Here is a 13,786-nt window from a genome sequence, read left to right on the forward strand (position 1 = left end):
CGCGGCGACGCTCAGAAGAGGTTGATCGGTACCTTGAGGTAGATCTGGCCATTGTCCTCGGAAGGTGGCAATTGCCCGGCGCGCATGTTGACCTGAACCGCGGGCAGTATTAGCCGCGGCATGTCCAGCCTGGCATCACGCTCGGTGCGCAGGTGAACGAAGCTCTCCTCGTCGATGCCGTCGTGCACGTGGATATTGGCGGCGCGCTGTTCGGCCACACTGGTCTGGTGGCAATAGTCGTCCCGCCCTGGTGCCTTGTAGTCGTGGCAGAGGAAGAGCCGGGTCTCGTCGGGCAGGGCAAGCACCTTCTGAATGGAACGATAGAGCGTTCGGGCATCACCGCCCGGGAAGTCGCAGCGGGCCGTGCCGTAGTCAGGCATGAAGAGCGTATCGCCTACGAAGGCAGCATCGCCGACCACGTAAGTCAGGCAGGCCGGCGTATGGCCCGGAGTATGCAACACCTTCCCCACGAGCCCTCCGATTCTCAGAGTGTCGCCGTCCTCGAAGAGGCGATCGAACTGGCTGCCGTCGCGGGCGAATCTGGTTCCGGCATTGAAGACCTTGCCAAAGGTTTCCTGGACCTCGGTGATGCGGGCCCCAATGCCGATCTTGCCGCCCAGACGTTGCTGTAGGTAGGGGGCCGCCGAGAGGTGGTCAGCATGGACATGTGTCTCGAGTATCCACTCCACTTCAAGCGCCTCGCGCTGGATGAAGGCAATGATGGCGTCGGCGGAACCTGCAGCGGTGCGCCCGGCGGCGTAATCGAAATCGAGCACCGAGTCGAGAATGGCACAGGCGCTGGACGCCGGGTCGCGCACCACATAGCTGAAGGTGTTGCTGGACTCATGGAAAAAGGCGGTGACGGAGGAATGTTCGGACATTCTGGTGGCCTCCTTTTCATACTGACAGACAGAGAATGGCAAGGCGCATATTGCACCAGGCCAGCTACCGCAGGGCATCAACAATATCAGAATTGAATAATTATATGTCTTTTGCGTATTGATCAGTGAGCAAGCACTGGCCTTGCCCTGTTTCTGCATAACAGGCAGCGGCGCAGGACGGCAAGGGGCGGAACGGGGGGCACGTGGGCCAGGGGCTGGCACTCATGGTGGTGATTCGGAGCGGCAAGGTAAGGGCCTGGTGGCTTGCGCCCCATGACGACAGAAAGAGGCCACCCGACTGGGTGGCCTCATCATGCTGATGCTGGAGGGGCGGTGCCCGGTATCAGGGCTGAGCCAGTTGCTGTACACGCTGGGCCAGCTCAGGATCACTCTGAACGGCCAGGCCGATGGCGTTGAAGGTCTCGATATCGAGGCCACTGTTTTCCACGACCTCGAGCAGCTTGTCGTTGGCTTCCGCTCTCACGGCCTGTTTGGCAGCTTCATCTTCGGCCTGTTCAAGGCGTTGGGAGTACTGCTGGGATAGCGATGAAGCCTGCTGGCCGGCATCGGCAAACTGTTGCAATTGCTCGTCGGTGAACTGGTTGGCTGATGCCTGTGTCCCGAGCTGTGTCTCGGACTGTGTCTGTGCTCCGAGCTGTGTCTCGGACTGTGTCTGTGCACCGAGCTGTGTCTGTGTCTCGATCGGTGCCTGTGTTTCGAGCTGTGCCTGTGCAGTGGCACTGGCGGTACTCTCCTGGGCCTGGGCCATGGAGCCCATCAGACCGATACCAATCAGCGTCGCAGAAACCAGTGTGGTGATGCGCAGCATGAATACCTCCTCGCATACTCAGGTTGTCATTGATCCATCGAGTCGCTTTCACCATGCCATGGCAATACCGGCGGAAATACCCTGTGGGATGCGGTTGCACATTAGATGCATTGGTGACTCCTATCCGTGACACATGGACTGGCTGCAGGTCTCCTGTCCGCATCATTTCGCCGTTCATGACAACTTCCCTGTCGCTTTCATGACCTTCGCTCATTTGATTCCGGGCTAACGTTCCGAGGCTGGCCATGCCTTCAGTTGGGCTCCAGAGGCACTGGCACCAACAACAATTCAGCTACCCACTCGGGAAGGGAGTTCCACTATGCCAACGCCTCAGGGCCAATCGGCATCGGAAGACGTAGATATTTCGACGCTGCGCAAGGTGATCGCGGCCTCTGCCATCGGTAATTTTGTCGAGTGGTTTGACTTTGCGATATACGGCTTTCTCGCCGTCATCATTTCTCAACACTTTTTCCCGCCGGGAAACCCTACGCTTGCACTGCTGCAGACCTTCGCCGTATTCGCTGTCTCGTTTGCTCTGAGGCCGCTGGGTGGCATCTTCTTTGGCATGCTGGGGGACCGATTGGGGCGCAAGCATGTGCTCTCGATAACGGTGCTGATGATGGCCGGTTCCACCACGCTGATCGGTGTGCTGCCGACCTACGCCAGCATTGGCCTGTTTGCACCGCTTCTGCTGGCGCTGGCACGTTGTCTACAGGGATTCTCTGCGGGGGGCGAATATGCCGGCGCCTGTGCCTTTGTCATGGAACACGCCCCCCGTGAGCAGAAGGCGCGTTATGGCAGTCTTGTGCCGGTTTCCACCTTCCTGGCCTTTGCCATGGCAGCGGCACTGGCCTATATCATCGGCCTGGTCATGACGGAAGCCACCCTGCAGAGCTGGGGCTGGCGGTTACCGTTTCTGATCGCTGCTCCGCTGGGCCTGGTTGGCCTGTATATGCGGCTGAGGCTCGACGAGTCGCCAGCCTTTCAGGCACTGAAAGCCCTGCCTGAATCTCCGCATGCCCCCTTGCGGGAAACGCTCGGCCAGCACGGACGTACGTTGCTGTGCCTGGGTGCCTTCATCTCGGCAACTGCGCTGTCGTTCTATATGTTCACCACCTATTTCGCGACCTACATGCAGGTTGTGGGAGGTGCCACGCGCACGGTTGCCTTGCTCGCCAGTCTTGGCGCTCTGGTGTTTGCGGCAATCCTGTGTCCCGCCATCGGCCGCTATACCGACTGGGTGGGGCGCCGCAGGACGATACTGACGGCATGTCTGAGCTTGATCGTCGCTGTATTCCCGGCCTATATGCTGGCAGGTAGTGGCGAACTCTGGGGGGCAATGTTGGGGGCCGCGATGATGGCAGTGGGTGCCGTGATCTGTGGCGTAGTCACTGCCGTACTGCTCTCCGAGCAGTTCCCGACACGCGTACGCTATACGGCATCGGCACTGTGCTACAACGTGGCTTACACCATTTTTGGTGGAACAGCACCGCTTGTCGCCACATGGCTGATCGATATTACCGGGCTGCCGCTGTCGCCGGCATTCTACCTGGTGGCTATTGCGCTACTGGCGTTATGGGGTGGCATGAAGCTTCCTGAATCTGCCTCACGATCGCTGAGTGACGACGATGATGCCTGGCAGGTTGCCGATCGGCCGCTCTCGGCCTCGCCTTCCGGATCAGCAAGCGGGATGCCGTGACGGAATAGACGTTGTGACGGAATAGAAGAACCCGGCACAAGTGCCGGGTTCCTGTGGACCGCAGTCTGGCTATGGGGCTTCAGCCCATCAGCGGGGCATCAACTCATCAGCAGATCGAGTCCCATTGGCATCGGGTCCGCAAGGCCGGTCAACTGGATCGGAAACTCCGGCGTCGGCTGGCTTCCTGACCCAGGGCTGAATGGGGACTCGCTCATGCGGCTACTGAAGATATGCTCATCCAGGATGTGTGGACCGAACTGGCCAAAGTCAGGAGGACCTGCATGGTCCGGGCGTCCCCAACCATGGCCGGGCGGTTCCTTGATCAAGCCTGGCGGCCACCAGCAGTCCGGATCGTCAGCCGGGTCGAGTTCCAGGGCAAGGGCGATGAACTGGGTGCTCTGGGTCTCGCTGAAATTGTCGTCGGAGACCAGCAGCAGGCTCTGGCGACCATCGGCCAACTCCGGCCCCAGGGTCATGCCCTCGATGTTGTCCGGCTCGAAGCCGAAGTCACCGAGGTCGGCGACCAACTGTTTATCGACCGGGCGTACCCTGGCGTCGGTTTCGCTGAGGGCGTCGATATGGCGGATATCGGTGGCCCGGGATACGTCGATCTCGTAGAGGCGCACGGTATTGCCAGCGCCCTCGGAAAAGCCTCTCTCCAATGCCAGTAAATGATCGTCATCGAGTGCCAGCAGGTCGACCAGGCCGGAGGTGGCAAAGCCGTCGTCCTGCGTCGGGCGTTCGGCAACCGGTTCGGTGGGATAGAGATACTCGTGGCTGAGCTTGCCGGTGGTCAGGTCGTATTCGCTCAATCGCGAGGGGCTGCCGGTGTTGAAGTTGGCCTCCGGGCCGTCCTGTACCAGGGCATTCTCAGTGGCGGTGAAAAGGTGTTGCTGATCCGGTGAGATGGTCAGGCTCTCCAGCGCCAGATTGTTGCGCACTCCTGATTCGCCATCGGCGTCGGGAATCAGGCTATCGGGAACCTCGAGGGAGCCGAGTTGCTGACCATCACGCGCGAAGTGGCCGATGGTCGGTGCGATGCCCTGGTTGTTGTCGCCTTCCGACGAAATGTACAGGGTGCCGTCCTCGGCAAGGTCGATGGCTTCGGGATCGATGGTTCCCTCGGCAAAGGGGAAGCCGTCCGGCTGGCGCAGAGTGGTGACATCGGTGAAGTAAACGTCGCCATCATCAAGCTGACCATCCGACAGATCGACACGCAGGGAATAGAAGCGTGCATCATTGCTCTGGCTGCGGTCGTCTGAAATGGCCAGATAGCTGTTGCTGGCTTGATGGTAGGTAAGGCCGGAGAGGCCGCCCAGGGTAGTGCCCTGAAAGATTGTGCCGCTGTCGAACGCTGTCATGCCGAGAAACTCCAGGTCCTGAACCAGGGAGTCGTTATCGGTCAGTACCAGATCGGCGTAGGTCAGGCGATGATCCGAGGCGTCGATGGCATCACTGCCGTCCTGCCCCTCGGCTGGCCAGAACACACCACCGTCGAGGCGGGTCAACCCGGCCTGTGACGGCAGCACATAGTCGACGCGTAGGTTGCCCGGGGCGCTGTCGCCGAAATCGGCGGTATCGAAGCGGGGGGGTCCCTGCTGATCGGCATTGGCTCCTCCCTGCTGTTCGGCAGCATCAACGGCGCCATCACTGGAGGGCGCCAGGCCAGCGTCCACCAACGCATTGCCGAGCAATTGCTGAGCGGCGCCATCAAGGCTATCGCCATCGGTGGGATCGACGTTCTGGTCACCGACAATGACGAAGCGCGAATTGTCGGCCAGGCCTCCCTGTTGGCCCTCGTCATCGACGATATAGTCCGAGCGATCGGGGGTGACGTAGTCCGACCAGAAGCGAATTTCATCGGCGTTGCGCAGTCCGTTGTGGTCCTCGATACCATCGAAGGTCGGTGGCGTGGGGTGCGAGGCCAGAAGGTGGACGGTCTCGCCGTTCACCTGGATGGGAATGTCCCAGTGGCTCTTGGATGAGAGCGGTAGATTGTCGAGCTCTTCCTGTGAGTAGTAATCCTGGGCCTCTGGTGTGTCCGGGTTATCGGGCAGTCGAGCATCGGGCATGTCCTGCCACAGAAAGTCCTGGAAGGTACGAACCTCGTCATATTCGATCGGGTAACGCGATAGCACCAGCATGCCGTACTGGCCGGGAAACTGGCCGAAGCCCAGGGCATCACCGGCGTAGCCTTCCTCGCCGGGGGTGGTCACGACCCGGCCGTCATTGTCGAGATCGAAGCCGGATGCCACACCTGTGTTGACGGGTGCCGAGTAGACATAGGGGTAATGGATGGGCTGCTGGCCATCCTGGCTGATACCCAGGTAATTCTGCTGGAAGGCCTCAATGGCTTCGGGAGAATAGTCGAACTCGTTGAGCAACAGGACATCTGGGCGATTGTGCTGAATGACCTCGGCAATCTGTTGCGCCTGGGTATTGTCGGGCGTTGACAGGTCAGCCAGCAAGGCGCCGGGTTCACTGCGGTTGAGGGACGCATTATAGGTCGCCACTCGGAAGGAATGAGTACCAGTGGAAAGGTCGGCAGACATGACACGGATCTCGCTCGAAATGGCAGCTGAAAGGCAGGTTATTGTCATGCGTCCGTGTGTCAGGGGGATGACCCCTTCAAGTCACTGAGTGGAACAGCATGAGGAAGTCAACCTGATGTTCGGGTGAGCCCTGTGTCTCATGTGAGATTGAAAAGCCAGTAGCGGAGTGCGTGGCCTTGCCTCGGTGTCCTTTACTCCTTCCATCATCCACAATGAAAGGACACCGAGATGGACATCACCATGGCAACTCAGCGCCCCTTCGATACCGAGCAGGACTGGCGTTGGCTGGCGGTTGTGCAGCGCGATGCCTCGGCAGACGGCACTTTCGTCTATGCGGTGCTGACGACTGGCGTCTACTGCCGCCCCTCCTGTCCGTCGCGTACGGCGAAGCCGGAGAATGTCTCCTTCCATGACAACCCGGCTGACGCCGAAGCGGCAGGGTACCGTCCCTGCAAGCGTTGTGCGCCGAACTCGGCCTCGTCAGATGCGCCGATAACGGCGCTTGTCGAACGCGTCTGTCGCCTTATCGAACAGTCTGACGAGCCTCTCGGGCTGCCGGAACTGGCGGAGAGGGTGGGGCTCAGCCCCTCGTATCTGCACCATTGCTTCAAGGCCATTACCGGTCTAACGCCGCGGGCCTATGGTCGGGCGCATCAATCTCGGAGGGTTCGCGAGGCACTGAGCGATCCTGCCAGCGGTATCACTCAGGCGATCCACAGCGCCGGGTTCCGTTCCAGTGGTCGTTTCTATGAAAACGCTGATGCCATGCTCGGCATGACCCCAACGGCATGGAAGCGCGGAGGGCAGGACACGGCCATCCTCTTCGCCGTCGGTGAATGTTCGCTGGGATCGGTTCTGGTGGCGCGCAGTGAGCGCGGTATCTGTGCCATCCTGCTTGGCGATGACCCCGACGTCCTGCTGCGCGATCTGCAGGACCAGTTTCCGCAAGCCGAGTTGGATGCCGGCGGAAATGGCTTCGAAGAGTGGATCGCCCAGGTGGTTGGTCTCATCGACGATCCTGCGCTGGGAATGGACCTGCCGCTGGATATTCGCGGTACAGCATTCCAGCAGCGCGTCTGGCAGGCTCTGCGCGAGATTCCGGTGGGCGCTACGGCGAGCTACACCGAAGTGGCCGAACGTATCGGTTCGCCTGCTGCAGTGCGGGCCGTCGCTCGCGCCTGTGCAGCCAACCCGCTGGCGGTCGCGATTCCCTGTCATCGAGTGGTACGCCGGGACGGGGAGCTGTCCGGCTATCGCTGGGGCGTTGAGCGCAAGCGTGCATTGTTGGATCGGGAGGCGGACGCATGACCATGCCCGGCGTTGTGCGTCCTGAGCCCATACTTCCGACTGCCATCACGCGCCTGGAGGCGCTCGATTGGCAGGATGTCGAGCAGGAGCTCGATGGCCGAGGTGTGGCGGTGCTGTCGGGGTTGCTTGATGAAGGTGAGTGCCGTCTGCTGGCAGGGCTCTATGCCAGGCGCGAGCTGTTCCGTCGCCATATAGCGATGGCGCGCCACGGTTTCGGTCAGGGAGAGTATCGCTACTTCAACTATCCACTTCCTCGGCCCATTGCCGAGTTGCGCACGGCGTTATATGCGCGGATTGCGCCTGTTGCCAACCGCTGGAATCAATGGATGAATCAGGAACGGCGCTACCCCGACCGCCATGCTGACTTTCTCGCCCAGTGTCACGCGGCGGGTCAGCAACGGCCAACGCCCTTGCTGCTGCGTTACCATGCGGGGGACTACAACTGTCTGCATCAGGATCTCTATGGTGATCTTGCCTTTCCGCTCCAGGCGGTGATCCTGCTGACGGAACCCGGCCTTGATCATCAGGGCGGTGAACTGGTGTTGACTGAGCAACGGCCACGCAGGCAATCCCGAGTCGAGGTGCTACCCCTGCAGCGCGGCGACATGGCCATTCTTGCCAGCCATCATCGCCCTGTGCAAGGAGCTCGAGGCGTCTATCGGGTCAACATGCGCCATGGCGTCAGTCGGGTACGCGCTGGTCAGCGCCTCAGTGCCGGGATTATCTTCCACGATGCCGAGTAGGTAGCGGGAGGTTACCGGCAACATGCCTTGCGGGTGTCTGCCTGCCGTTGGACGTTGTAGATCATGCTGGACTTTTAGACTTCAAGACTCGTGCGTCAAGGCTTTTGCTTCACGACCTGTTCTTCAAGGCGTGTTCTTCAAGACCAGCTCTTCAATATCTGGAGTTTAACCTCTGGGCTTCAAACGTTTGTTTCATTTAATTGCTTATGACTGACTTGGTCTGTTGTTCATTTTCTTTATGTAACCATGGGTGAGGTTGCGTCGTTTTTTGGTGATCATGTTGCTGTTGAAACCTGATTGACTCATTTAAACAGTACAGTCCGTTACGTTTTTCCACCACTTGCCAGTGGGCGTTCGATACATGCCTTTGCACTTTTCTCCGTTATCAGGATAGGCTAGCCATCTCGTATGCCCGCCCCCTCAGTGAGCTGGCCAGGCAGGCCCCGAAAGCGCTCTGGTGGGAACGAAGGAAAGGCGGTGTCGAGCATCGCTACAGCAGTTTGGCCACAATGGAATGCAGCCAGTGACTCCTCAAGGCGCCATAGAACAAGAGCTTGAAAAAGAAACGAAAAATGACTGTCCAGGCCCTTTCTATCGCCGGAGAGCTCGGCAGCTGAATATCATCGTGAGAACTTTCGGCAGCCTGGAGAAAGCCCGAAGAGCCGCTATTTTTCCGGTATGGGCTGATTCTGATCGGGGCACCAGACTTTTCTATCGCGGAAGTGTTTCTCAACCACGGTATATGTGTCCGCCTGACTCTCGATACAAGAAACTCACCACCTTTCCGGAGGCGATATCTTTTGCCTCCACAGCGCTATTTCTTCAACGGTGATTCCCTACATGGATAAGCTACAGGACGTCACGGATCTACAGCGCGCTCTGAAGGCATGCACAGGGTCTTTTTTCTCGGTGGGCTTCTTCAGCATGTTCGTCAACCTGCTGATGCTGGTCCCACCAATGTACATGCTGCAGGTCTATGATCGGGTACTGACAACACGAAGTTTCGCGACCCTGCTGATGCTTACTCTGGTAGTGGTCTTCCTGTTTGCGGCGCTAGGTACACTTGAGCAGGTGCGTTCGCGTATTCTGGTGCGGGTCGGCAACCGGCTGGACAAGAACATCAACGCTCGGCTCTACAGTGCGATGTTCCGACGCAGCGTGGTGGCCCAGGGGCGTCAATCCGCCCAACCACTCAGTGACTTGACCAACCTGCGCCAATTTCTCACCGGTAATGGGCTTTTCGCTTTCTTCGATGTGCCTTGGGTACCTGTCTACCTGGGTGTGCTGTTCCTGTTCAATGTGTGGCTCGGTTTATTTGCTACCGGAGCCGGGATCATTCTGCTGGCGCTGGCCATTGCCAACGAGAAGGCCACCAAGGGGCTGATGGAGGAAGCCAACAGCGAACATATCAAGGCGCAGGAGCTGGCCAACTCCAACCTGCGCAATGCCGAAGTGCTGCATGCCATGGGGATGCTGTCGAATATCCGCGGGCGCTGGGCCGAGAAGCACCATGCCTTCCTGGTCAGGCAGTCACGGGCCAGTGATCGTGCCAATGCCCTGACCAACACCTCCAGAACGCTGAGGCTGCTCTTCCAATCGATGATCCTGGGTCTTGGCGCCTGGTTGGTACTGAAGGACCAGATGACGCCGGGCATGATGATCGCCGGCTCCATCATCATGGGCCGGGCCCTGTCCCCCATCGATCAGATGATCGGCAGTTGGAAGGGGTTCGTCAGTACAAGGGGAGCCTATGAGCGTCTCAATGAACTGCTGACTCAGATTCCTGAAGAGCAGCGCCGTATGTCGTTGCCTGCACCCGAAGGACGGTTGGCCATGGAAACCGTGGCGGCAGCTCCCCCGGGGACACGGATGGCCACCATTCGCGGTATCAACTTTGAGGTACCCAGTGGGAAGCATGTCGGAATCATTGGACCCAGTGCGGCGGGGAAGTCGACATTGGCTCGAGTTCTACTGGGCATCTGGCCTGCCCAGGTCGGCAGCGTACGCCTGGATGGCGCCGATATTCAGCAGTTCAATCGCGATGAACTGGGGCCCCATATCGGCTACCTGCCGCAGGATATTGAACTGTTCGATGGCACTGTCAGCGAGAATATCGCCCGCTTTGGAGATGTCGACGCCGAGCAGGTAGTAGCGGCGGCGCGCAAGGCCGGTGTCCACGAGATGATTCTCGAACTCCCCAAGGGTTATGACACCTATATCTCTTCCACCAGTGGTGCCCTGTCCGGCGGTCAGCGTCAACGTGTTGGCCTGGCTCGTGCGCTCTACGGTGAGCCGGTACTGGTGGTGCTCGATGAACCCAACTCCAACCTGGATGATGCCGGTGAGAAGGCACTGTCGAACGCCATACGTGAGTTGAAGAAGGAAGGAACCACGCTGTTCGTGATCAGTCATCGGCCCAGCGTGTTGAAGCAGATGGATCTCCTGCTGGTCATGAAGGAGGGGCAGGTTGGCATGTTTGGTCCCCGTGAGCAGGTATTGGCGCAGTACGCCAGAAATGTGACCTCACAGCAGCAACAGGTCGCGCAGAAGTCGGGCGGTCGATTGGCTGCCATTCGCGGGAGCGCTCCCGGTAGCCGGCCTGAGGAGCAGAGTTGATGGACAACCAGCGATCTGAACGGCAAGTGGCAGAGAGCGCGAGTGTCGATATCACCCCTCAGACCCACGAAGGGTCGTATAGCGAGAAGCTGCCGACCGATGACAAGGGAACTCGGCGTTTCGGCCTGTTGGCCCTGGTCGTGGCATTCGGTGTATTCGGCACCTGGGCGATGACCGCTAGTCTGGCGGTGGCCGTGGTGGCGCCCGGCAACGTATCCATCGAGTCCTTCAAACGCACGCTCCAGCACCTGGAGGGTGGGATCGTGCGTGAGATCCTGGTGGAGGATGGTGATCGCGTCGAAGCAGGGGATCCGCTGATCCTGTTGAGTGATACCCAGGCGCGTGCAGAACTGGATATTTCCCGTTCCCAGTACTTGATCAATCGTGCCATGGAGGTGCGTCTGCTGGCGGAGCAGAGTGGGGCCGAGACCCTGAGCTTCCCTGAGGAGCTGATCAACAGTGATCGCCAGCGGGTTCAGGAAGTGCTGGCTGTCCAGAGTGGCCTGTTCGTGGCTCGTCGTCAGTCATTACAGAGCACACTCGAGTCACTGGATGAGCAGGTCAACCAGATGCGCGAGCAGATCGGAGGCCTGGAGTCGCTGGTTGGGGTCAACCTGCGGCGGATCCAGTCATTGCGTGCTGAGGCCGAGGACTTTCGTTCGTTGTTCCGCGAAGGACTGGGAGACAATCAGCGGTTGCGAGAGCTCGAGCGCCAGGTACTGGATTATGAGGGCCAGGTGGCAGACCACCGCTCTCAGATTGCCAGCCTGAAGTCACAGATCAGCGAGAATGAGCTGCAGAAGGAGCTCCAGCGCCAGAAATTCCAGTCAGAAGTTGGTGAGGAACTGCGTACGGCACAGTCCAGCATCGCTGAAGCCGAGGAAATGATCACTTCACTCACGGATCAGGTCGAGCGCACCACGGTGTTGTCACCCGTTACCGGCACGGTGGTGGGGCTTCAAGTGCACACCCGAGGCGCCGTCATCAGTCCGGGGGACCCGATCATGGATGTAGTGCCCAGTGGCGATGGCTTTGTGGTCGAGGCACGCGTTCCCACCCGCGATATCGACAATATCTATGCGGGGCAGGCGGCCAATATTCGCTTTTCGGCCTTCAACCAGCGCCTGACCAATGAAATTGCCGGAGAGGTCGCTCATGTCAGTGCCGACAGCTTCGAGGATGAAGCCACGGGAGAGCGCTATTACAAGGCTCGGGTGAAAGTGACCAGTGAGGGCGAGGGCGACATGACAGAGCAGATGAAGCTGCTGTCGGGAATGCCGGCTGAGGTCATGATCCAGACCGGCGAACGTACTTTTGCCAGTTACATTGCCAAACCTATTACCGACATGCTGGCCAGGGCCATGCGAGAGGAGTGATATTGATGCCCAGGATGGCGCGGCGGGAAGTGAAGGAGCATCGTCACGTGTGGAGTGTTCGAGGAACGGCGATGTTGTGCCTGGCGCTGCCCATCACTGGCCTGGCAGTGGGAACCGGGGGTGTCGAGAGCGGCATGTCCAACTCTCGTACGGCCATGGAGTCATCGCTGCCCACCGCCGGGACATCGGTTGGACTGCCTTCATTACCGGCACTTTTCAGCCTCGCACTGGAGAATGATAGTGATCTGGCAAGCCAGCGCTATGAGCTGGAGGCCACCACAAAAGAAATCGACATGGCCTGGTCGCAACTCAAGCCGCAGGTGTCCGCTGGTGCGTCGTACATGTACCAGGCCAGCGACAACTACTATACAGACAACCCTGATTACGACCCCAGTAATGAGGTAGTTGGCTCCGACGATAACGAGGCTCGCTTCGAAGGACGTACCAGAGATACCTCCTGGCAAGTGAGCTTGACCCAGCCCCTGTTCAGCCTGGAGCGATGGCGCGGGGTCGACGAGGCCGAGGCCCAGGTGGAAGCTGCGCGGCTCGAGCTGGCGGTGGGTGAAAGCGACCTTGCCATGGCAGTTATCGAAGCCTATCTGAATGCGTTCCTGGCCTCCCGCGAAGTCGGGTTGATGGAGTCGAAACGCGAGGCGTTCGAGTTGCAGCATCGTCAGGCGTCGCGTTCCTATGAGCTGGGGGTTGGGGATCGTCTCAATATGCTCGAGTCGCAGGCGCGTCTCGACCAGGCCATTGCGGATCGAATCCAGGCAGAGAATTCACTGGACTCGGCATTGGGTGAGCTGGAGCGTTTGACGGGACAACGCCCCGAGTTTGGAGAGGTGCTGGGAGATCTGCGCGGAGTGAATCTGGTACCGGTCGAGGGAGATGTGGAAGCCTGGGTCGCTCGTACCACCGATAACCTCTCCGTGCGTCTGGCTGAACGTCAGATGGAGGTTGCCCAGGCCGGTACCGACACTCGTCGCAGCGGCTATTATCCTGAGGTCAATCTCAGCCTGAGCTACCTGGACCGCAGCTCCAATGATCCCTTTCGTGAGAACCGTGATGGTCGAGCCAGTGTCGAGGTCGAGGTTCCGATCTATCAGGGGGGATACACCAGCGCTAGTGTGCGTCAGGGGGAGCTCTCCACGCTGGCCAGCCGGGAGTCACTGACCCATCAGCAACGTCTGGCGCGGCAGGATGTGCGCGAGAGACTGCGTAATATCAGTGGCAACCTGCGTCGATTGAATGCCCTGGGCCAGTCACTGGATTCCAGTCGCCTGTTCCTGGAGGCGGCGGAGAAGGGCGAGCAACTGGGCTTGCGTAACCTGGTGGATGTCCTTGATGCCCGAGCTGAACTCTATGATCTGCGTGTTCAGTATATCGATGTGGTGCGCCAGTATCTGGTGGATCGGTTGAGCCTGGAGGTGGCGGTGGGAGATCTAGGGGCCGATGACTTGATGCGTGCCATGGAAACCTTGAAGACATTGACTCGAGGCGCTTGAGTCGTGCGTCGAGCAGAAGACACTGTTCGACTGTGCTGGAGCTTCGGGTGTCTTGTGGAGCCGAAAGTACTGATCTTGAAGTGCTGATCTTGAAGTGCTGATCTTGAAGTACTGGTCTTGAAGTACTGGCCTTTTGAAGATGCCTCGGCAGAAGAGTCGAGAAAGAGTCGAGAAAGAGTCGAGAAAGAGTTGAGAAAGAGCTGAGAAGATGAAGACGCCCGGCAGCTGAGCTGCCGGGCGTATGTATGTTGGAATGCCTCCATCTGCCCTGAGCCGG

General features: G+C 59.3%; 9 protein-coding genes. 6 read left to right on the forward strand and 3 right to left on the reverse strand.

Annotation, left to right across the window (positions count from 1 at the left end):
- Positions 1 to 11: 11 nt before the first annotated feature.
- Together BUE38_RS07175 and BUE38_RS07180 are read right to left on the reverse strand one after the other, a co-directional pair.
- Positions 12 to 881, reverse strand: a complete 870-nt coding sequence (locus tag BUE38_RS07175; protein ID WP_073434354.1) for an MBL fold metallo-hydrolase — start codon at positions 879 to 881, stop codon at positions 12 to 14.
- 343 nt (positions 882 to 1,224) lie between these two features.
- Positions 1,225 to 1,710 (reverse strand): DUF4168 domain-containing protein, encoded by a 486-nt coding sequence (locus tag BUE38_RS07180; RefSeq protein ID WP_073434355.1) that lies wholly within the window; start codon positions 1,708 to 1,710, stop codon positions 1,225 to 1,227.
- Positions 1,711 to 2,029: 319 nt separating this feature from the next.
- Between BUE38_RS07180 and BUE38_RS07185 the strand changes: the two genes are divergently transcribed.
- Positions 2,030 to 3,409, forward strand: coding sequence for an MFS transporter (locus BUE38_RS07185; protein ID WP_084541801.1), 1,380 nt, complete (start codon positions 2,030 to 2,032; stop codon positions 3,407 to 3,409).
- A 98-nt stretch (positions 3,410 to 3,507) separates the two neighbouring features.
- Here the strand turns inward: BUE38_RS07185 and BUE38_RS07190 are convergent, their stop codons facing one another.
- Positions 3,508 to 5,961 carry an esterase-like activity of phytase family protein gene (locus tag BUE38_RS07190; protein WP_200802157.1) on the reverse strand — a complete coding sequence of 818 codons (2,454 nt, stop codon included), beginning with the start codon at positions 5,959 to 5,961 and terminating at the stop codon, positions 3,508 to 3,510.
- A gap of 240 nt (positions 5,962 to 6,201) precedes the next feature.
- On the opposite strand from BUE38_RS07190, the gene ada reads away from it, so the two are divergent.
- From ada to BUE38_RS07215, 5 genes are all read left to right on the forward strand, one after another.
- Positions 6,202 to 7,269 (forward strand): bifunctional DNA-binding transcriptional regulator/O6-methylguanine-DNA methyltransferase Ada, encoded by a 1,068-nt coding sequence (gene ada, locus BUE38_RS07195; RefSeq protein ID WP_073434623.1) that lies wholly within the window; start codon positions 6,202 to 6,204, stop codon positions 7,267 to 7,269.
- The gene (locus BUE38_RS07200; RefSeq protein ID WP_073434357.1) at positions 7,266 to 8,012 is read left to right on the forward strand and encodes a 2OG-Fe(II) oxygenase; all 747 of its coding nucleotides are present in this window, start codon (positions 7,266 to 7,268) and stop codon (positions 8,010 to 8,012) included. The genes ada and BUE38_RS07200 overlap by 4 nt, the downstream gene beginning before the upstream one ends.
- Before the next feature lie 840 nt (positions 8,013 to 8,852).
- Positions 8,853 to 10,628, forward strand: coding sequence for a type I secretion system permease/ATPase (locus BUE38_RS07205; protein ID WP_073434358.1), 1,776 nt, complete (start codon positions 8,853 to 8,855; stop codon positions 10,626 to 10,628).
- A complete protein-coding gene (locus BUE38_RS07210) occupies positions 10,628 to 12,004 on the forward strand; it encodes an HlyD family type I secretion periplasmic adaptor subunit (RefSeq protein ID WP_073434359.1) in 1,377 nt (458 codons plus the stop codon). Before BUE38_RS07205 ends, BUE38_RS07210 begins: the two co-directional genes overlap by 1 nt.
- A 5-nt stretch (positions 12,005 to 12,009) precedes the next feature.
- Positions 12,010 to 13,509, forward strand: a complete 1,500-nt coding sequence (locus tag BUE38_RS07215; protein ID WP_234986809.1) for a TolC family outer membrane protein — start codon at positions 12,010 to 12,012, stop codon at positions 13,507 to 13,509.
- Positions 13,510 to 13,786 lie beyond the last annotated feature (277 nt).

It is taken from the genome of Halomonas cupida (genome assembly GCF_900142755.1).
Classification (GTDB): Bacteria; Pseudomonadota; Gammaproteobacteria; order Pseudomonadales; family Halomonadaceae; genus Halomonas; species Halomonas cupida.